Consider the following 21,658-nt stretch of genomic DNA (forward strand, 5'->3'; position numbering starts at 1 on the left):
TCACTTAAAATCTAATGGATAGTTAATCAAAGTATCATAATGTTTAATCGTTACCACATCGGCACTCAGATGGACAATTTCTCCCCCATTGGGTAACAATGCCCCTACACGTAAACGCTCTTTATTCGTCAGTAATAAGTAATTACCATGGCGACTCTGTACAAAGCCAGCCACTGGCGCAGGCAGATACTTGCTTTCATCATGAGAAGGCGCAATATCCTGATAAATTAAAGAAAGAGCGGGGTCCTTTTTCTTTAATGCTGCTAACGTTTCTTGCAAAATGCGTTGATGAGATTCATCCAGTACACCACTGATAACAAAAGAGCGCCGCATTGGCGTAACATTGACAAGGCCCACTAAACCGTTCTCTATTATCGCAGAAATAATATCATCCCCCTGAGACTGATGAGAATGACTAATCTGCCAGTGCAATAACCCGGGAATATCTGCAAGTAATGGTTGAACCTTACGCCATTGCTGATCCATTTGTATATCATCATGAATTAACACGCTTCCCGGCCCTTCGCTGGATACTTCAGCATGCGGGTAACCCATTTTTATCAAAACATCCTGCACTTCTCGTATCAATAAGTCATCACAGATTACACCATCCCTATACATGACCCCCCATGATTCGAGAGTCGCTCTCACCTTTTGCATCTGTTCGCTTGACGCGCAATAACCGGACAACTGCAGGCTGCCATCTTCTTTCCATTGTGCCCGCACATAATGAATATTGCTTTTGTCTAATAAAAACTTAACCCGCAAAGGTAAATCATTTACCGTTTCAGGCTGACCGCCAATACTTAACAGGACACCCATTCCACCGATGAAAATCAAGAATACGCCAGCCAACCACCAGTACCCTGATCTGGAAACGGGTATTTGATAATCAGCAAGTTCACAATCCTGTTTACCAAACGCGATAGCCACTCCCGCAACCTGCAAAACCCCACTGGATGGTAGCGGCTTATTTGGATTAAATCTGCGGCCATTAACTCTAACTCTGGCTTTCCCGGCATCAACAAATAAACTATCTGCCTGTTCTCTCAGAATAATTTTTTCATTTATAGTAAGCGGAATACAAATATCGCATCCTTTCTCCCCCAGTGACAGGTTACCTTCATTCAGCCATACTTCCCGGCCTTGTAAAACGTGACCTAAAAAACGTATTTTCCAGGAGCTCTTTGGATTAACCATGAGATATGCCATTATTTACTACTGAGGCTTTAATCAAAAACAGCCTGATTACACTATGTACTTGAGTCGTATCATTGCGAAACAAATGGCCTACGACAGGGATATCGCCCAATAAAGGGATTTTGTTTTGCGAGTGGATTTGTTTACCTTGTTTAAACCCTCCCAGCAATAGACTTTGTCCGGCCAATAATGTGGCTTGCGAAGCAATTTCAGAATTTTGCACTTCGGGTAGCGGATCTGTTTCGCTTTGCGTATCACTTTGTTGTCCATCCTGAATATTAAGATTAAGCATTATTTTTTGCGTGCCATTGTCATTTAACAAGCGAGGTGTAACGCGCAACAAAGAACCCGTAGTGATGGATTCAAGTTTAGCCACTTTTTCTCCCTGCAGTTTGGTATAGAAAGTAATATTTTTATCCAGCACAGCCTGGATATTATTTAAAGTCACCACAGATGGCTGGGAAAGTACATAAGCCTGAGAGCTTTTTTCCAGGGCATTCAAACGCACCATAAAGTTTGAGGTATCGCTGATTACCGTTGAAAAACCGCTAGCACCACCGTCATTCAAACCTGTATTGAACGCAATTTTCTTGCCACCCAGCGACACTGCCGTTCCCCAGTCGATGCCTAACTGGTTAATATCTCCAGCATTAACATCGATAATTTTCACCGAAATCTCTATCATCTGCTGGCGTTGATCTAATTCTGTGATAAGTTTCCGATACCCGGCCATATTGGCCGCATAATCACGAACGATCACTGCATTCTGGCGTGGGTCGGCAGCAAACATGGGCAATGCCTGTGTAGCGGGTGAACCATTGGTCGTCGATGACGCCGGTACGCTGGTTTTACTCATCTCACGCAATACACTCACGACCCCTGGAACCACGACGGACTGATCGCGATATTGGTATTGGGTATCCATCGCAGTGGCATACTTAAGCGTGTATATACTTACACTCACCGCACTGTCTTTTCGTTTGATTAACGCATTATCCAGCACTGAAGCTAATTGACTAATACGAGTCAGGCAGCTGGGAACACCGCTCACCTCCACAGCTTTGGTACCGGTAATTTCTTTAACCTCGCATCCCGGTGATGAAAGGATATTCTGGCTGCGTAAGTAATGAATGAACCGTCCAGTAGATAAAATATTGAAAGTGATAACCTGATGTTTTAATAACGATGCAGGATATACATATAACATGCTGCCATCAAACCAGGTAAGCAAATCATATTGTGCTGCCAGGTTATTCAAAATATCGACCGGTGGTCCAGGCGGAATTTTTCCACTAAATGTAGCTGTTATCAATGGGCTAATAGTAATAGCCGTATCATAGTTCTCTGAGAGCAGATGTAAAACCTCTGCTAATGGCATTTGTCTGGCATAAAGGCTGAAGTCATTACCTTTCCATGATAACTCATCACTCTTTGCCGTATTGAGTATAAATAGTAAAATTAAGATTAAACGTTTATTTACTACCATTTTATACCCCACCCGAATAAAGTTTATGGTGATTGCGTATTACATTTTTTAAAATGCAAGTTAAAGCCAGGTGTTTTTCTATCTCAATAGCAATAAGCTCAGAGCTACTACTTGTGGTATAATAACCGTTTAACCATCCCCCATCCGCTGTGAGCTGTATAGCATAATCATGGACGTCCGGGTGTGCTGCAAGCAGTAGTGTCACATGGACAAGACAAGGCTTAGGTAAGCTTTCCAGGTCATTTAAGAACAAAGAAATAGAAAATGCTTCTGAGAAAATTTCTCCTCTGGCAGGATGCCCATCAATAGTCATTATCCAGGATCGGCTATTACCTTCGGCCTTGATATCCTGAATTAATGGAATGCCTTTTAAAACTGCCAGCATGAATCCCTCCTCAGACATAAATGGGAGTTTCTATCAAATTCGCTCACAACCACATCCGTAAAAAGCCTGATTCACATTTATTTCGACTATACTCTTCTTGTACAATATCAGAATGCTGTCTACATATACCTTGTCACAGGCGATTCTATCATTCGGATTTTCCGATAAATTCACAATTACACTTTCAGCATTGACATAAAAAATTACAATTTGAAAAATTATTTATTAAATAAACTGTTACGATGTTTTTACATCGCCACCTTATTAAAAAGTAATTGTAGTCATCGACTGGGTTATATATGAAGAAATTTATCTTCCTAATGATAACACCATCGATTAATCTTCTGATGAAACTATATGTACTGCGATAGTGATCAAGTGCCAAAGATTTTGCAACAGGCAACTGGAGGAAAGCATTATGAATTTGCTCAATCTCAAGAATACGCTGCAAACATCTTTAGTAATCAGGCTAACTTTTTTATTTTTATTAACAACAATAATTATTTGGCTGCTATCTGTGCTTACCGCAGCTTATATATCAATGGTTCAGAAACGGCAGCATATAATAGAGGATTTATCCGTTCTATCCGAGATGAATATTGTACTAAGCAATCAACGGTTTGAAGAGGCTGAACGTGACGCTAAAAATTTAATGTATCAATGCTCATTAGCGACTGAGATTCATCATAACGATATTTTCCCTGAGGTGAGCCGGCATCTATCTGTCGGTCCTTCAAATTGCACGCCGACGCTAAACGGAGAGAAGCACCGTCTCTTTCTGCAGTCCTCTGATATCGATGAAAAAAGCTTTCGTCGCGATAGTTTTATTCTTAATCATAAAAATGAGATTTCGTTATTATCTACTGATAACCCTTCAAATTATTCAACTCTACAGCCTTTAACGCGAAAAAGCTTTCCTTTATACCCAACCCATGCCGGGTTTTACTGGAGTGAACCAGAATACATAAACGGCAAAGGATGGCACGCTTCCGTTGCGGTTGCCGATCAGCAAGGCGTATTTTTTGGGGTGACGGTTAAACTTCCCGATCTCATTACTAAGAGCCACCTACCATTAGATGATAGTATTCGAGTATGGCTGGATCAAAACAACCACTTATTGCCGTTTTCATACATCCCGCAAAAAATACGTACACAGTTAGAAAATGTAACGCTGCATGATGGATGGCAGCAAATTCCCGGATTTCTGATATTACGCACAACCTTGCATGGCCCCGGATGGAGTCTGGTTACGCTGTACCCATACGGTAATCTACATAATCGCATCTTAAAAATTATTCTTCAACAAATCCCCTTTACATTAACAGCATTGGTGTTGATGACGTCGGCTTTTTGCTGGTTACTACATCGCTCACTGGCCAAACCGTTATGGTGTTTTGTCGATGTCATTAATAAAACCGCAACTGCACCGCTGAGCACACGTTTACCAGCACAACGACTGGATGAATTAGATAGTATTGCCGGTGCTTTTAACCAACTGCTTGATACTCTACAAGTCCAATACGACAATCTGGAAAACAAAGTCGCAGAGCGCACCCAGGCGCTAAATGAAGCAAAAAAACGCGCTGAGCAAGCTAACAAACGTAAAAGCATTCATCTTACGGTAATAAGTCATGAGTTACGTACTCCGATGAATGGCGTACTCGGTGCGATTGAATTATTACAAACCACCCCTTTAAACATAGAGCAGCAAGGATTAGCTGATACCGCCAGGAATTGTACACTGTCTTTGTTAGCTATTATTAATAATCTGCTGGATTTTTCACGCATCGAGTCTGGTCATTTCACATTACATATGGAAGAAACAGCGTTACTGCCGTTACTGGACCAGGCAATGCAAACCATCCAGGGGCCGGCGCAAAGCAAAAAACTGTCATTACGTACTTTTGTCGGTCAACATGTCCCTCTCTATTTTCATACCGACAGTATCCGTTTACGGCAAATTTTGGTTAATTTACTCGGGAACGCGGTAAAATTTACCGAAACCGGAGGGATACGTCTGACGGTCAAGCGTCATGAGGAACAATTAATATTTCTGGTTAGCGATAGCGGTAAAGGGATTGAAATACAGCAGCAGTCTCAAATCTTTACTGCTTTTTATCAAGCAGACACAAATTCGCAAGGTACAGGAATTGGACTGACTATTGCGTCAAGCCTGGCTAAAATGATGGGCGGTAATCTGACACTAAAAAGTGTCCCCGGGGTTGGAACCTGTGTCTCGCTAGTATTACCTTTACAAGAATACCAGCCACCTCAACCAATTAAAGGGACGCTGTCAGCGCCTTTCTGCCTGCATCGCCAACTGGCTTGCTGGGGAATACGCGGTGAACCACCCCACCAGCAAAATGCGCTTCTCAACGCTGAGCTTTTGTATTTCCCCGGAAAACTCTACGACCTGGCGCAACAGTTAATATTGTGTACACCAAATATACCAGTAATAAATAATTTGTTACCTCCCTGGCAGTTGCAGATTCTTTTGGTTGATGATGCCGATATTAATCGGGATATCATCGGCAAAATGCTTGTCAGCCTGGGCCAACACGTCACTATTGCCGCCAGTAGTAACGAGGCTCTGACTTTATCACAACAGCAGCGATTCGATTTAGTACTGATTGACATTAGAATGCCAGAAATAGATGGTGTTGAATGTGTACAATTATGGCACGATGAGCCGAATAATTTAGATCCTGACTGCATGTTTGTGGCGCTATCCGCTAGCGTAGCGACAGAAGATATTCATCGTTGTAAAAAAAATGGGATTCATCATTACATTACCAAACCAGTGACGTTGGCTACCTTAGCTCGCTATATCAGTATTGCCGCAGAATACCAACTTTTACGAAATATAGAGCTACAGGAGCAGGATCCAAGTCGCTGCTCAGCGCTACTGGCGACAGATGATATGGTCATTAATAGCAAGATTTTCCAATCACTGGACCTCTTGCTGGCTGATATTGAAAATGCCGTATCGGCTGGACAAAAAATCGATCAGTTAATTCACACATTAAAAGGCTGTTTAGGTCAAATAGGGCAGACTGAATTGATATGCTATGTCATAGACATTGAGAATCGCGTAAAAATGGGGAAAATCATCGCGCTGGAGGAACTAACCGACTTACGCCAGAAAATACGTATGATCTTCAAAAACTACACCATTACTTAATATTATCTTAATTTTCGCGAGGGCAGCAAAATGAAAGAATATAAGATCTTATTAGTAGACGATCATGAAATCATCATTAACGGCATTATGAATGCCTTATTACCCTGGCCTCATTTTAAAATTGTAGAGCATGTTAAAAATGGTCTTGAGGTTTATAATGCCTGTTGCGCATACGAGCCTGACATACTTATCCTTGATCTTAGCTTACCTGGCATCAATGGCCTGGATATCATTCCTCAATTACATCAGCGTTGGCCAGCAATGAATATTCTGGTTTACACAGCATACCAACAAGAGTATATGACCATTAAAACTTTAGCCGCAGGTGCTAATGGCTATGTTTTAAAAAGCAGTAGTCAGCAAGTTCTGTTAGCGGCATTGCAAACAGTAGCAGTAAACAAGCGTTACATTGACCCGACGTTGAATCGGGAAGCTATCCTGGCTGAATTAAAGGCTGACACGACCAATCATCAACTGCTTACTTTGCGCGAGCGTCAGGTTCTTAAACTTATTGACGAGGGGTATACCAATCATGGGATCAGCGAAAAGCTACATATCAGTATAAAAACCGTCGAAACACATCGGATGAATATGATGAGAAAGCTACAGGTTCATAAAGTGACAGAGTTACTTAACTGCGCCCGAAGAATGAGGTTAATAGAGTATTAACCAGGGGCATCCGATGGTATTAAGCATTGGTCATATTTTGATGAGCCTTACGCCACGCAGTATTGCTCATCATCGACAAAATCCATACGGATGCTCTGGTATGCCGCACCATTTATCACTACCTTAGTCTTCATTTAATCATGATATAGTAGAATCCCCTTATTTAACGGGCTTTACCATGTCGTATTCTATCGGCGAATTTGCCAGACTATGCGGTATCAATGCCGCCACGCTAAGGGCATGGCAGCGACGCTATGGTTTATTGAAACCGCAGCGTACTGATGGCGGGCATCGCTTATACAGCGATGACGATATTCGACAAGCGCTTAGCATCCTCGACTGGGTGAGAAAAGGCGTACCGATAAGTCAGGTCAAACCCTTACTGTCGCGTCCGGTCATTCGCCTGGGCGATAACTGGATAACGATTCAGGAGACGATGCTTCAACATCTCCACGAAGGGCGAATTGACGCGCTGCGGCAGTTGATTTATGACTGTGGCCGGGAATATCCCCGCGCAGAACTGGTGACCCATTTATTGCGTCCGTTGCGCAGCAAAGTGTCCGCGCATCTTCCCGCCGTGATGACGCTGCGCGAAATACTGGATGGCATCATTATTGCCTACACCTCTTTTTGCCTTGAAGGCGACAGAAAAGCGCCTGGCAACAATGCTTTTATTAGCGGATGGCATCTCTCGGATCACTGTGAAATCTGGCTGGAAGCGTTGACTCGTACCGGACAAGAGCTGCGGCTCAATGTGCTTCCCTCTCCACCAGCCGTTCTGGCGCCCGAGCTGTTCGCCCAGAGAAAATGGTTCCTGGTGACCACCGGCAAGCTCACTGCCGGGCAGAAAAAACAGCTTGCCCAGTGGCGCAACGTGGTCGCTTCGCTGGAGGTTATCACACTATAAGCGCTGAAATAGATTTCTTCCTCTCATTCTATCTTATTGATATTTAAGTACATAAAAAAAATCTCCGCGAAAACTTAGACAAAAAAACAAAGTTGTGTAAGTTTTAAATCAGCGTGAGATAACATTTTGCGCCGTTGGCGTCAGTCGTCGTACTTTCAATAAGGGGGAATCATGAATAACAAACCCGTAGTCGGCATTAGCGGATGTCTGACTGGCGCCGCGGTACGCTTTGATGGCGGACATAAGCGTATGGATTTTGTCATGAACTCTCTGGCGCCGTGGGTGGCCTACAAACCGATCTGCCCGGAGGTGGCGATCGGCCTGCCCGTGCCCCGCCCTGCGCTGCGTCTTATCCAGACGACCTGTGGCGACATTCGGATGCGCTATAGCCATGCCCCGCACGATGACGTTACCGAGCGAATGAATGCCTTTGCCGATCGGTTTCTGCCAACAATAGGCGAACTGGCGGGGTTTATTGTGTGTGCAAAATCGCCCAGTTGCGGAATGGAGCGCGTTCGCCTGTATGATGAAAAGGGTAACAGGGGCCGCAAAGCTGGCACGGGGCTGTTTACCGCCGCGATGATGGACAAATATCCCTGGCTGCCGATAGAGGAAGATGGTCGCCTGCACGATCCGGTACTACGCGAGAATTTCATCGCACGTATCTTCGCGCTACATGAATTAAATGCGCTACGCGCGCAGGGCTTGAGTCGTCACAGTTTGCTCGCGTTTCATAGCCGATACAAACTTCAGCTTCTCGCCCACCACCAGGCCGGCTACCGCGAAATTGGCCCTTTCGTCGCGCGTCTGCATGAGTGGGACGATCTGGATGCCTTCTTTGTCCGATACAGAGAAAAACTGATGGCTATCCTGCGCCACCCCGCTTCACGTAAAAACCACACCAATGTGCTGATGCATATCCAGGGCTATTTTCACCGCGCGTTGAACAGCAGGCAACGCGCGGAATTACGCGAGGTGATTCTCGGCTACCGGGCGGGCCGACTACCTATCCTGGCACCGTTAACGCTGCTGAAGCACTATCTGGCGGAACATCCGGATGACTATCTACGCAGCCAGAATTATTTTGAGCCGTACCCTGATACATTAGGGCTGCGCTTAGCCATCACCTGATAACCCTGCGCATCGCTAACGGCGGGCAACCCGCCCGCCATGGTGACAATCGCGACGATTCAAAGGCGATTTCGTTATTGCCACCCTGATAGCGGCTATGACCGCGCCAGAGCGTTAATCACGGTTTCCATAGCCTGTTTTTCTAACGCGCTACGTTGGATGCGTTGATTCGCCAGCGCGGTTCTTAACACGCCCGCAATAACAATATATTTAGGCTCCTGCCCCAGATCGCGCATTTCCAGCACGACCTTGCCCACCACCCGGCACATCTCGCGGTACAGTTCGTCATCTTTTGTCGGTTTTGTCATACGTTTTACTCGTCGCCAGATCAAACCAACAGAATATAACAGTCTTCTCTATTAAACAAAATTTGATGCAAATCAAAGAAATAACGCAGTTTATTATTCATGGCTCATACGTTGTTCGTATTCTGGTCTCTGGCGAGGCCATTTTTTCGAAACGCCTAATCAGTTCCGCCAGGCTACCGGCCTGCATTTTTTCCATGACTCTGGCGCGGTGCACCTCTACGGTACGCACCGCGATATTCATCGCTTCCGCAATTTCACGGTTCATAAATCCTTTTGCCACCAGGCTGGCCAGCTCACGCTCTTTCGGCGTCAACTGCTGGTAACACAGTATAATCTCACGACGCGCCACCGCTGCCGATGAAACCGTCAGCGCACGCTCCAGCGCCGCCTGTAGCGGTTTTACCGATACCGGTTTTTGCAGAAAATCGACGGCGCCGCGTTTCATCTGCTCCACAGCCATCGGTACATCGCCATGCCCGGTAAGAAAAACAACCGCCAGGGTACTTCCGCACTGGCGCAACGCATCATGAACGCCCTGCCCATCCAGTACCGGCATTCGCATATCCAGTAATACGACCCCGGCCTGATACAGACTGGCCTGCGCCAAAAAATCCGCCCCCTGCGTCCAGCATTTTACGTCATATCCCAGACTTTCCAGTAAAAACGCGCACGCGTTAGTGACCGCCGTATCATCATCCAGTAGATGAATTGTCGCCATCCCTGCCCCCATTTTCATGTAAGAAATGTATCGTGACCACCGTTCCCGACAGACCATCCGGCGCGGTCTGGTTCCTGATGCTGATATCGCCCCGCCCATACCGCACCAGCCGCTGGCAAATCGCCAGCCCTAAGCCCATCCCCTCTTTGCGGGTGGTCATAAACGGCTGAAACGCCTGACGTAATAGCGCCTCGTCGATTCCCCCGGCGTTATCCTGTAAAACGATACTGATGCCGTGTTCAGTACGTTCAGCAACGACCCATAAATGGGTGGCGCCCGCCTGAGCCGCATTAAGAATGATATTCGCCAGCACCTGTTCCAGCAGCACTGACGGCAGCGTTACGCGCAGCGCAGCGCTAACCTCGGTATGCAGAGTCACTGTCGGAAACTGTTGCGCCATACGCAACAATTGCCAGACATGATCAATCGCCTCGCGAATGGCTATGGCCTTCCACGCTTCGGTTAGCACCGGGTTGCCCTGCGCCTGGCTGACCCAGTGACGCAGGTTACGCAGAGTATCCGCACCGCGTTGCGCCTGCTGGTCAATCTGCTCCAGCGCCGGCAGCAAGGGATGCTGTTCATCTGCAGCGCGCAGTCGAATCAGGCACCCCTGGGCATAATGTCGAATCGCGGAAAGCGGCTGATTAAGCTCATGGGCAAACCCGGAGGTCATTTCACCCAACACGCTCATTTGCCGGGCGGTTTCCAGCGCCCGCTCATGCTGATGAAGGACTACATTATTACGTTCCAGTTGTTTTCCGCGTCGACGCACCAGCAGCATGACCCAAATATAATTGAGCGTGAGCAACAGGAACGCCAGAATCACGCCACCGACCATTAGCTGGTGCTGGATTAACCAACTTTTGACATCCAGCCACAGTCGACGCTGCTGAGGGTGCTGACGAACATCACGCAGCAACGCTTCCACCTGACTGGTGGACGCAGGCGCGCCCCAGTGAAATGGCGCGGCGGCGGGCGCGTTGAATAGCGCTCGCGTTACGCGATCCGCCAGCGCATCGCTTACCGCAGGTAGCGCCGCGAACGACCAGTCAGGATATAACGGCGTACTGGTTAAGCAAGGCAGGGGCGTCGGTCGGGAAAGCAGCGCGATAAAGTCCTTTTTATTAATCAATCCTTCCTGATCCATATTTTCTAACAGGCACACTGGCACAATTGCCGCCTGCACCGCTTTTTCGCGCAGCATATAGACTAAGGCATCGCCAGGAAATCCGGTAAAACGGAGATGAAAATCGCGCTCCGGGCGTAAGCCCGCGTCGCTGAGCGCTTTATAGCCTAATAAATAGCCGCCAAACGCCTGAGCATCAATCGCGCCGACGGTCTTACCGATGAGATCATGCGCCGTGGTGATGCCGCTATCGCGTCGGGTCAAAATCACGCTGCCAATAACATTACTCACTGCTTTCCCATCGCGCGTGGAGCGCAGGGAAGCTAACCAGCGCAGCGGCGCATGGCTGTTCAGTTGGACAAATTGCGCCGGGTTGGTTATCACAAACTGCACGGTTCCCTGGTTAACGGCCTCCTGCATTTGATGCAGATCCAGCGGCTGGATGTGAAAGGTTTCGCCTGGAAGCTGTTGGCTTAATGTCTTTGCCAACGGTTGCCAGTGGCTACGCGTAGACGCCTCGCCGCGCATGGCCAAAATACCGATATTCCACGTCCCTGCCCACGCGCCATGACAAAGTAGCCCTACTGCCGCCAACACCGCCAGGCGCCTTACGGTTTTACCTCTCACCCCAATATCCCTGTCAATTATGTTGTTTTAGATCAACAACAAGCCGGGTATGTGGTTAACCACAATAGAGCACACCCCGTCTCGATTTTTACACTGTAAATCATCAACATTTTTTATTCATTACACATGAACCAACATCGTGACAAATGTTTCATTGTTGGCAATGTGGACGGGAGTCAATATGGACAGCAGTAAACGGCAATTTCTCCAGCAGCTCGGCGTCCTGACCGCTGGCGCCTCGCTGGTTCCGCTGGCTGAAGCGAAATTTCCTTTTTCGCCGGAGCGGCATGAAGGCTCTCCCCGACACCGTTACGCCATGCTTATCGACCTGCGGCGTTGTATCGGCTGTCAGTCCTGTACCGTAAGTTGCACTATTGAAAACCAAACGCCGCAGGGCGCGTTTCGTACGACCGTGAACCAATACCAGGTCCAGCGTGAAGGTAGTCAGGAAGTCACGAATGTGCTATTGCCGCGTCTGTGCAACCATTGCGATAACCCCCCCTGTGTGCCGGTCTGCCCGGTACAAGCCACCTTTCAGCGGGAAGATGGCATTGTGGTGGTGGATAACAAACGCTGCGTCGGCTGCGCCTATTGTGTCCAGGCGTGTCCTTACGACGCCCGATTTATCAATCATGAAACGCAAACTGCCGATAAATGCACGTTTTGCGTCCATCGTCTGGAAGCCGGACTGTTACCCGCTTGCGTAGAGTCCTGCGTCGGCGGCGCGCGGATTATTGGCGATATCAAAGATCCCCATAGCCGCATCGCCACCATGCTTCATCAGCATCGCGACGCTATCAAGGTATTAAAGCCGGAAAACGGCACGTCGCCCCATGTTTTCTACCTGGGTCTGGACGACGCCTTTGTCACCCCATTAATGGGCCGTGCGCAGCCCGCGCTTTGGCAGGAGGTCTGAATGACGCATTCACTCATCATTGAAGAAGTGCTGGCTCACCCGCAGGACATTAGCTGGCTGCCGTGGGCGGTACAATATTTCTTTTTTATTGGTATTGCCGCCTGCGCCGCACTGTTTGCCTGTTATCTTCACTGGCGGAAAAAAGACGCCGCAACAGAAGAAAATCGGGCATTACTGATTGCCATTACCTGTGCGATTACCGCACCGCTGGCGTTGACGGCGGATCTGCACCAGACCGCCCGCGTCTGGCATTTCTATGCCTGGCCGACGCCCTGGTCGTGGATGCCCTGGGGAGCGTTGTTCCTGCCGCTGTTTACCGGGTTTCTCGCTCTGTGGTTCCTGGCGCAGCAGATAAAACGATTACTCAATAAAAGTTACAACGTCACTAAATGGTTGGCGTTAGCCAGCGCGCTTTGCGCGGTGGGCCTGTTGATTTATACCGGCCGCGAAGTCTCCGTTGTGCTGGCGCGTCCAATCTGGTTTAGCTACGCCTTCCCCGTGGCGATGTTTCTTAGCGCCTTACAGGCGTTCTTCGCGCTGATGATTGTCGCCGCCCGACGCGACTCGGTAAGGCTGCCAAAAATATTGTGGGGACAAATCTGGACGCTGGCGGCGCTGGGGCTGGTTGTGGCCATGTGGGTTAGCGGCGATACGCTTTCCGGCACGGCAATCCGTCAGTGGATTTCCGTCGCCCTGTCAGCCAAATATTACGCTGTCGGCTGGCTAGCGCTGTGGGTATTCACGCTGCTGTTCTGTAGCCTGGCGCTACGTCATCCGTTATCGCAGCTAAGACGCGTTCTGCTGGCTCTGAGCGCGCTGGCGCTATGTTGGCTGATGCGCTGGACATTGTTGATTCAGGTACAAACCGTCCCCAAGTTCAACGCGCAATTTAACCCTTACTCGTTACCAGGCGGAACGGATGGCTGGCTGGCTATTCTCGGCACCTTCGGCCTGTGGATAGCGCTACTGATTATTATTCGTGAAACGCTGAACGGACTCACCAGGAGATTACAACATGGCTAATTTAACCCGTCGTCAGTGGCTAAAAGTCGGTCTCGCCGTCGGTGGGATGGTCACTTTTGGTCTGAGCTACCGTGATGTGGCGAAACGCGCAATTGATGGCCTGTTAAACGGGACATCCGGCAAGGTAACGCGCGACCGCATCTTTGGCAATGCGTTAATTCCGGAGGCGCAGGCGCAAACGCACTGGCAGCAAAATCCACAACAAACCATCGCCATGACGCAATGCTTCGGCTGTTGGACACAGTGCGGTATCCGCGCCCGGGTTAATGCCGATGGCAAAGTGATACGCATCGCCGGCAATCCCTATCACCCCTTGTCGCAGGAACACCCGATTGACTCGTCCGTCCCTTTTAGCGAAGCCATGGAGCAACTGGCGGGAGAAAGCGGTCTTGACGCCCGCTCAACCGCCTGCGCGCGCGGCGCCACGCTGCTGGAAAGCCTGTATAGTCCGCTACGACTGCTTGAACCGATGAAACGCGTGGGTAAACGCGGCGAAGGGAAATGGCAGCGCATCAGCTTTGAGCAGCTTATTGAAGAAGTCGTGGAAGGCGGCGATCTGTTTGGCGAAGGTCATGTGGACGGACTGCGCGCGATTCATGCGCCGGATACGCCAATTGACGCAAAGCACCCCAGTTTCGGGCCCAAAACCAATCAGTTACTGGTCACGAATACCAGCGACGAAGGCCGCGATGCGTTTCTGCGTCGTTTTGCGCTAAATAGCTTCGGCAGCAAGAATTTCGGCGCGCATGGCGCCTACTGTGGACTGGCTTACCGGGCCGGCTCCGGGGCATTGATGGGCGATCTGGATAAAAACCCGCATGTCAAACCCGACTGGGAAAACGTGGAGTTTGCGCTCTTTATGGGCACCTCCCCGGCACAGTCCGGCAATCCGTTTAAACGCCAGGCACGTCAGTTGGCGAGCGCCCGACTGCGTGAGAATTTTCAATACGTCGTGGTTGCCCCCGCCCTCCCCTTATCAACGGTGCTCGCCGATCCTCGCGGTCGCTGGCAACCGGTCATGCCCGGCAGCGATTCGGCGCTGGCAATGGGGATGATCCGCTGGATCATGGATAATGAACGTTATAATGCTGATTATCTGGCGATTCCCGGCGTACAGGCTATGCAGCAGGCCGGCGAGCAAAGTTGGACCAACGCCACGCACCTGGTCATTGCGGATGAACTGCCGACGCTTGCCGGACAACACCTGACGCTGCGCCATCTTACGCCCGATGGCGAAGAGACCCCTGTCGTGCTGAATACCGACGGCGAGTTGGTCGATGCGTCCACTTGCCGACAGGCACGGCTTTTCGTGACGCAGTACGTTACGCTCGCCGACGGCCAACGGGTCACGGTGAAGAGCGGGTTGCAACGCCTGAAAGAGGCGGCAGAAAAGCTCTCGTTGGCGCAATACAGCGAACAGTGCGGCGTACCGGAAGCGCAAATTATCGCGCTGGCGGAAACCTTTACCAGTCACGGACGTAAAGCCGCGGTCATCAGTCACGGCGGCATGATGGCCGGCAATGGGTTTTATAACGCCTGGTCGGTCATGATGCTTAACGCGCTGATCGGCAACCTCAGCTTGTCCGGCGGCGTCTTTGTCGGCGGCGGCAAATTCAACGGCGTTAGCGACGGCCCCCGCTACAACATGAACAGTTTTGCCGGAAAAGTGAAACCGTCCGGGTTAAGTATTGCCCGTAGCAAAACCGCTTATGAAGCATCGGAAGAATACCGCGACAAAATTGCCCGCGGGCAATCCCCTTATCCAGCCAAAGCGCCGTGGTATCCCTTTGTGGCAGGCCAGCTTACCGAACTGTTGACCTCCGCGCTCGAAGGCTATCCTTATCCGCTTAAAGCCTGGATTTCCAATATGAGCAACCCGTTTTACGGTGTTCCCGGTCTACGCGCCGTGGCGGAAGAAAAGCTAAAAGACCCTCGCCGACTGCCGCTCTTTATCGCGATTGACGCCTTTATGAATGAAACGACGGCGCTGGCGGATTACATTGTGCCGGATACGCACAATTTTGAGAGCTGGGGCTTTACGGCGCCCTGGGGCGGCGTAGCCAGTAAAGCCACTACCGCCCGCTGGCCGGTTGTCGCCCCCGCCACTCACCGCACGGCGGACGGGCAACCTGTCTCAATGGAAGCATTTTGTATTGCGGTAGCAAAACGGCTCCATCTGCCCGGCTTCGGCGACCGGGCGATAACCGATCCGCAGGGCAATACTTTTCCACTGAACCGGGCGGAAGACTTCTATCTGCGCGTAGCCGCTAATATCGCCTTTATGGGCAAGACGCCGGTCGCGCTGGCAAATCAGGAAGATATTTCGCTTACCGGCGTCAGCCGCATTCTGCCAGCAATTCAGCACACGCTTAAAGCTGATGAGGTCGGTCGCGTGGCGTTTATCTACTCGCGTGGCGGCCGGTTTGCGCCCGAGGATAGCGGCTATACGGAGCAACGGTTAGGTAACGCGTGGAAAAAACCCTTACAGATCTGGAATGCAGATGTCGCCGCCCACCGTCACGCCATCACCGGGGAGCGTTTCAGCGGTTGCCCGGTCTGGTATCCGGCGCGTTTGTCAGATGGTCGTGCGATTGACGACCAGTTTCCCATTGGACAGTGGCCGCTGAAACTGATTTCATTTAAATCAAATACCATGTCCAGCTCAACAGCCGTCATCCCGCGCTTACACCATGTGAAGCCAGCAAACCTGGTGGCGCTGAATCCGCAAGACGGCGAGCGTTATGGACTGCAACATGGCGATCGGGTACGGATCATTACGCCGGGCGGTCAGGTCGTGGCGCAAATCAGTTTGTTAAATGGCGTGATGCCTGGCGTCATCGCCATCGAACACGGATATGGCCACCGCGAGATGGGCGCAACGCAGCACTCTCTGGATGGCGTGCCTATGCCGTATGATCCACAAATCAGGGCAGGCATAAATCTTAACGATCTGGGCTTTGCCGATCCGACAAGAACCATTACCAACACCTGGCTCGACTGGGTTTCTGGCGCAGCGGTACGTCAGGGGCTGCCGGCAAAAATCGAGCGTATATAACCCCAGGGCCGGAGAGCGATATCGTCTTATTTCGTCGAGGGTAGCGACTGATAAGCGAACGCTGTCCGGCTGCATATACTCACTGAATCGTGCAAGCCCAACTATTTTACGTTCACCCCGTCATATTACATAGAAAATATATGACAACACTCACAAAACTATTTTCCCCTTCTGTAAGCAATTAATATTTAACACATTGGCTGCGCTTCTGATTATTGACATTCATTTGGGGTTACTTCCGGTTGACCGCATAATCTGTGATTGAATTCACCGCATGACAACATTGCCATAAATACAATTCAACTCACTACCCGGAGGCAATATGTTTAAAGAAGAAAGACGTCATGCCATCATTAATTTACTGATAAAGGATAATAGTGTTAGTGTCAGTAAACTTTCAGACCTTTATAAGGTTAGCCAGGAGACTATTCGTTCCGATCTACGCTATTTCCAGAAATCAGGTATGCTTCAGCGTTGCTATGGCGGAGGGATTTTAAATCGTGACGCGCTGAGTAAGCTTATCACTGAAAATAAGATTGATATCTCCAGCACTATCGCCACGCCAATCCATCAGGATGCAAAACTGCGCCGGGAAAACACAAAAAAAGCAGGCAAGGTGTGTGTTTTAGGCTCATTCAATATTGATGTTTCAGCAACCGTGCCGTGGTTTCCACAAAGCGGAGAATCCATTCTGGCCAGTCAATTTGGATTCTATCCTGGCGGTAAAGGAGCCAACCAGGCTTTAGCGGCAAACAATGCTGGTGCTGCGGCGCATTTTATTTTTAAAGTGGGCAAAGATCAGTTCAGCGCATTTGCTATGAATCATATTATTCAATCAGGCATCACCTCATACAGCGCGTATCAAACAGATAAAGCGCCCACCGGTAGCGCATTGATCTATGTCTCCGCCGTGGATGGCGATAATATTATCGCCATCTACCCTGGCGCCAATATGATGCTCACCACGCAAGAGATTAACGAGCAACACCGTTATATCGCCGAGTCTGACGTTATGTTAATGCAGCTCGAAACGAACATTGAAGCGTTGACTGAATTTATTCGCCTGGGAAAACAAGAAAATAAAATGATCATGCTAAATCCTGCCCCCTATACGAAACAGGTGACGCATTTATTATCTGATATTGACATCATCACGCCGAATGAAACTGAAGCCTCTTTTTTATCCGGTGTAACCATTACTGATATTAATGATGCGAAAAAAGCCGGAAATATTATTCTGCAATCCGGGGTGAAAAAAGTCATCATTACCCTTGGCGCCCGTGGATCTCTGCTCTGTGAGCACGCCCGCACGTTGTATATTCCTGCGTGGAGCGCCGTGGTAAAAGATGCCGCCGGGGCCGGTGACGCTTTTAATGGCGCCTTAGCCGCCGCGCTGGCGCGACAAGCAGACATGGTCGCAGCCATTCAATATGCCTCCGCTTTCGCTTCTCTGGCGGTGGAACAAGTCGGTGCGTCGAGTATGCCTCAGCACTTGCAGGTTTTACATCGAATGCGTACCCAATCTAATAAAGTCATTCACATTAATTAACAGGTGACATAATGAAAATTTTATTTATTGGCGAATCCTGGCACATTCATATGATTCACTCTAAAGGTTTTGATAGCTTTACATCGAGCAAATACGAAGAAGGCGCAGACTATTTATTATCCTGCTTACGCCAGGGTAATATCGATGTAGACTACATGCCTGCCCATATTGTGCAAACTCGTTTTCCACAAACCGCCGAAGCATTAGCCTGCTATGATGCGATCGTCATCAGTGATATCGGTAGCAATACGTTCCTGCTACAAAACAGAACGTTTTATAATATGGACATTATTCCTGATGCATTACAACTTATCGCCGATTATGTTGCTGAGGGCGGCGGTCTGTTGATGATCGGCGGGTATTTATCCTTTACGGGAATAGAAGCAAAAGCCAATTATAAAAATACGGTTCTGGCGGAGGTATTGCCGGTTGATATGCTGGATGTAGATGACCGCGTAGAACTACCGCAAGGATGTAAAGCAGTAAATACTGCGGTAGAGCATGTTATTACCCAGCCATTTAGCGAATGGCCGCCGCTGTTGGGCTATAACAAGCTTATCGCCAAAGAAAATAGTCAAGTCCTTGCTGAAATTAATGGCGATCCACTGTTAGTTATGGGTACTTACCATAAAGGGAAAGTATGTTGCTTTGCCAGTGATTGTTCGCCGCACTGGGGAAGCCCGCAGTTTCTGCAATGGGAACATTACGCCACCTTCTGGTGTAATGTTTTACACACAATAAAAAAATAATATTACCCAGGCGAATATAAATTTCGCCTGCCCTGCCACACACTGAGTCATTAAGAATATGAATGATACTTATCTCTATGGCGAAATGTTTTCTGAAAACATATTGACAAGCTATCGGATTTATGGAGACAGAAAATCATTACTCACGCCGCTCATTATCCTTCATGGCGGCCCTTCTGGCGGCTTTGATTATTTATTAAATTATCGCCGTCTGGCTGATGACGGGCGCATGGTAATATTTTACGATCAATATGGCTGCGGTCGTTCAACGCATTTTCCTCATGCTGACGCGTCTTTCTGGACTATTGCGCGTTATCTCCGTCAATTAACCCAATTAATTCATCACCTGGGTATTGGACACGGATATTCGATACTGGGACATTCCTGGGGCGGAATGCTTGCCGCAGAGCACGCCTGCTTACAGCCTGCCGGGCTTCGCGGGACGATACTGGCCAGTTCGCCGGCCAGTATCGCCCTGTGGCAACAGGAAGCCATACGGCTCTTTAACGCTCTGACGCCAATGTCCGATGACGATATCAAAAACGTCATTATGCCCGCCGTCATTTATCAAAACCCACCGGAACAGCTGGTCGCTTATTATGCCAGACACGTTTATACCCTCGCGGAAGAAGCCGTTCATGTTCAGCGCTCTAATGCGCAGTTCGCCGCCGACCCTACGGGTTATCACATTTTATGGGGAACCAATGAACTGGCGGCAAATGGCAAACTTGCCGACTGGGATATTACGCCCCATTTGTGCCAGATACGCTGTCCTGTTCTGGTACTACGCGGCGAAAACGATCAGGCAACCGAGCGCGTCGTCTCTCCGCTTCTCTCTCACATTTCAGACTGCCGCGCGGTCACTATTCCCGGCAGCAGCCATAACCCGCATGAAGAAAATATCGCGCCCTGCCTCGCAGCGGTAAGCGCGTTTTTACGCGATCTGGCATAAAAAGCCATTAAGGTATTTATCATGAAAAAAGTCAAAAAATTGTCTCTTACCGATTTAGTGCTTTATGGTCTGGTGTTTATGGTGCCTATCGCGCCAGTCTCTCTTTATGGCGTCGTTTATAATCTTTCGCACGGTATGGTTGCGCTGGTTTATATTATTGGCGCGATCGCGATGTTTTTTATCGCGTACAGCTACTCTACCTTATCGCAACATATCTCCTCGTCGGGTTCGGCCTATGCGTATGCTGGCGTATGCATTAATCCCGCCGTAGGGTTTCTGACCGGATGGATATTACTGCTGGATTATCTTTTGTTCCCTACGCTCGTGGCAGTGCTGGGCGGCGTCGCGGTCCACGCTATTTTACCGCAAATCCCGGTCTGGGTCTGGCCGTTGATTTATGTGGCTATCGGCACCGGAGTCAACTATCTCGGGATACAGCAAACGGCGAAATTCGATAAGTTACTGGTCTTTATTCAACTCGGTATTCTGGCGATTTTCGTGCTACTCATTGTCCGTCTGATGCTGCTGGACAGTAGTCAGATAACGCTTTCCTTCCGGCCTTTTTTCGATTCACAGTGGTTCACCCCAGGGCTCATCGCGACGGCGATTTCGGTGGCTGCGCTGAACTTTCTCGGCTTTGACGCTATCAGTACATTAAGTGAAGAAAGCGAAGGCGGGGGACGCGCCGTCAGTAAAGCAACGCTGTTGGCGTTAGTTTTGGCGACGGTACTGTTTATTATCGTTGTGGCGTTTGCGGCGTTCGCCACCGGTAATGTCGACCGCTTCGCGGAAGGCAATGCGACGAATGAAGCATTTTTCACCATTGCCGGCAACGTTGGCGGTATCTGGCTCAAAGTGGCATTTTCCATCATTGTGGCGTTTGTGTGCGCCGTCGGCAACATTATTACCGCGCAAACGGCGGTGTCCAGAGTGCTATTTTCAATGGGGCGCGACCGAATGTTGCCCGCCTTCCTCGCTCACGTCCATACCACGCGTAAAACGCCGGATTATGCCATTCTGTTTACCGGCGGCGTCACCCTGCTGCTCAGCTACCTGTTTTCCGGCAAGATTGAGTCTATCTCCACGCTGGTGAACTTTGGCGCGCTTTTCGCTTTTTTTGTCGTGAACCTGTGTGTGTTTATCCTGTTCAATTTCCGGATGAAAGCCCAGCGGCGCATTTTCGCCCATGTCATTTCGCCGATCATGGGGATGATCGTCATCGGCTACGTCTGTTTAAACATGAACATTCACGCTCTGATACTCGGAATTAGCTGGGCGGCGATCGGGATAGCGATTCTGTGCTATCGAAAAGCACATAACCAAAACATCGCCATCGACCTGGAAGGCAAAAAGTTGCTCGATTGACATTATGCGCAACAACACCCACTGTTGCGCAACGCCGCCCCTGTTCGGGCGGCGTTATCGCCAGCGACATCGTAAACAGCGTAATAACAAACCGTTGTGGATCTGCACAGATGTCTTTTGAAACAGGGTTTTCATTTTCCTTTTTTGTAAATTTCAGCGTATAATGCGCGCCAATTGTCTCTTGAATGGTTTCAGCGCATTGGACTGTAAAACTCAACGACTAAAATTATCCCCTTCCCGTTGGGCTGAAACGCGAGCACACATTCCTCTGCACGCTCTTTCGATGTCACCTATCCTTAGAGCGAGGCATC

General features: G+C 49.2%; 17 protein-coding genes. 11 read left to right on the forward strand and 6 right to left on the reverse strand.

Annotation, left to right across the window (positions count from 1 at the left end; all coding sequences use genetic code 11):
• The 3 genes from ssaD to spiC are packed head-to-tail and all read right to left on the reverse strand — an operon-like array spanning position 1 to position 3,089.
• Positions 1-1,212 carry a SctD family type III secretion system inner membrane ring subunit SsaD gene (gene ssaD, locus HU143_RS12630; protein WP_000323799.1) on the reverse strand — a complete coding sequence of 404 codons (1,212 nt, stop codon included), beginning with the start codon at positions 1,210-1,212 and terminating at the stop codon, positions 1-3.
• Entirely contained in the window at positions 1,193-2,686 is a 1,494-nt protein-coding gene (gene spiA / locus HU143_RS12635; protein WP_023226950.1) for an SPI-2 type III secretion system protein SpiA, read from the reverse strand. Before spiA ends, ssaD begins: the two co-directional genes overlap by 20 nt.
• 1 nt (position 2,687) lies before the next feature.
• The gene (gene spiC, locus HU143_RS12640) at positions 2,688-3,089 is read right to left on the reverse strand and encodes an SPI-2 type III secretion system protein SpiC (protein ID WP_023226949.1); all 402 of its coding nucleotides are present in this window, start codon (positions 3,087-3,089) and stop codon (positions 2,688-2,690) included.
• Between the two features lie 400 nt (positions 3,090-3,489).
• Here spiC and HU143_RS12645 point away from each other — a divergent pair, with 400 nt between their 5' ends.
• From HU143_RS12645 to mlrB, 4 genes are all read left to right on the forward strand, one after another.
• Complete coding sequence (locus HU143_RS12645) at positions 3,490-6,252, forward strand: two component system sensor kinase (protein ID WP_023226948.1); 2,763 nt, start codon at positions 3,490-3,492, stop codon at positions 6,250-6,252.
• Between the two features lie 30 nt (positions 6,253-6,282).
• Positions 6,283-6,921 (forward strand): two component system response regulator, encoded by a 639-nt coding sequence (locus tag HU143_RS12650; protein ID WP_000666334.1) that lies wholly within the window; start codon positions 6,283-6,285, stop codon positions 6,919-6,921.
• A gap of 178 nt (positions 6,922-7,099) precedes the next feature.
• Positions 7,100-7,828: a MerR family transcriptional regulator gene (locus HU143_RS12655; protein ID WP_000122320.1), complete on the forward strand. Its 729-nt coding sequence runs from the start codon at positions 7,100-7,102 to the stop codon at positions 7,826-7,828.
• 171 nt (positions 7,829-7,999) lie between these two features.
• Positions 8,000-8,959, forward strand: a complete 960-nt coding sequence (gene mlrB, locus HU143_RS12660; protein ID WP_001060717.1) for a transcriptional regulator MlrB — start codon at positions 8,000-8,002, stop codon at positions 8,957-8,959.
• 95 nt (positions 8,960-9,054) lie between these two features.
• On the opposite strand, the gene fumD is transcribed toward mlrB, so the two are convergent.
• The 3 genes from fumD to ttrS form a co-directional block, all read right to left on the reverse strand.
• Positions 9,055-9,267 (reverse strand): fumarate hydratase FumD, encoded by a 213-nt coding sequence (fumD, locus tag HU143_RS12665; RefSeq protein ID WP_000165779.1) that lies wholly within the window; start codon positions 9,265-9,267, stop codon positions 9,055-9,057.
• Between the two features lie 97 nt (positions 9,268-9,364).
• Entirely contained in the window at positions 9,365-9,985 is a 621-nt protein-coding gene (gene ttrR / locus HU143_RS12670; RefSeq protein WP_000190927.1) for a tetrathionate respiration response regulator TtrR, read from the reverse strand.
• Positions 9,960-11,738, reverse strand: a complete 1,779-nt coding sequence (ttrS, locus tag HU143_RS12675) for a tetrathionate respiration histidine kinase TtrS (RefSeq protein WP_077909977.1) — start codon at positions 11,736-11,738, stop codon at positions 9,960-9,962. The genes ttrR and ttrS overlap by 26 nt, the downstream gene beginning before the upstream one ends.
• 181 nt (positions 11,739-11,919) lie before the next feature.
• On the opposite strand from ttrS, the gene ttrB reads away from it, so the two are divergent.
• The 7 genes from ttrB (at position 11,920) to HU143_RS12710 (ending at position 21,347) form a co-directional block, all read left to right on the forward strand.
• Positions 11,920-12,654, forward strand: coding sequence for a tetrathionate reductase subunit TtrB (ttrB, locus tag HU143_RS12680; protein WP_001523928.1), 735 nt, complete (start codon positions 11,920-11,922; stop codon positions 12,652-12,654).
• Positions 12,655-13,677, forward strand: a complete 1,023-nt coding sequence (gene ttrC / locus HU143_RS12685; protein ID WP_000149775.1) for a tetrathionate reductase subunit TtrC — start codon at positions 12,655-12,657, stop codon at positions 13,675-13,677. It abuts the gene before it with no gap.
• On the forward strand, positions 13,670-16,732 hold the full coding sequence (ttrA, locus tag HU143_RS12690) for a tetrathionate reductase subunit TtrA (RefSeq protein ID WP_023226946.1): 3,063 nt from the start codon (positions 13,670-13,672) through the stop codon (positions 16,730-16,732). Before ttrC ends, ttrA begins: the two co-directional genes overlap by 8 nt.
• Positions 16,733-17,054: 322 nt before the next feature.
• On the forward strand, positions 17,055-18,281 hold the full coding sequence (locus HU143_RS12695; RefSeq protein ID WP_000471822.1) for a PfkB family carbohydrate kinase: 1,227 nt from the start codon (positions 17,055-17,057) through the stop codon (positions 18,279-18,281).
• Positions 18,282-18,292: 11 nt separating this feature from the next.
• Positions 18,293-19,030 (forward strand): glutamine amidotransferase, encoded by a 738-nt coding sequence (locus HU143_RS12700; protein ID WP_000697187.1) that lies wholly within the window; start codon positions 18,293-18,295, stop codon positions 19,028-19,030.
• Positions 19,031-19,088: 58 nt separating this feature from the next.
• The gene (locus HU143_RS12705) at positions 19,089-19,982 is read left to right on the forward strand and encodes a proline iminopeptidase-family hydrolase (RefSeq protein ID WP_001000508.1); all 894 of its coding nucleotides are present in this window, start codon (positions 19,089-19,091) and stop codon (positions 19,980-19,982) included.
• A 21-nt stretch (positions 19,983-20,003) separates the two neighbouring features.
• Complete coding sequence (locus HU143_RS12710; protein WP_051129131.1) at positions 20,004-21,347, forward strand: APC family permease; 1,344 nt, start codon at positions 20,004-20,006, stop codon at positions 21,345-21,347.
• The last annotated feature ends 311 nt before the right edge of the window (positions 21,348-21,658 follow it).

Origin of the sequence: Salmonella sp. SJTUF14076 (assembly GCF_015534835.1) — a bacterium.
In the GTDB taxonomy this organism is placed as follows: Bacteria; Pseudomonadota; Gammaproteobacteria; order Enterobacterales; family Enterobacteriaceae; genus Salmonella; species Salmonella enterica.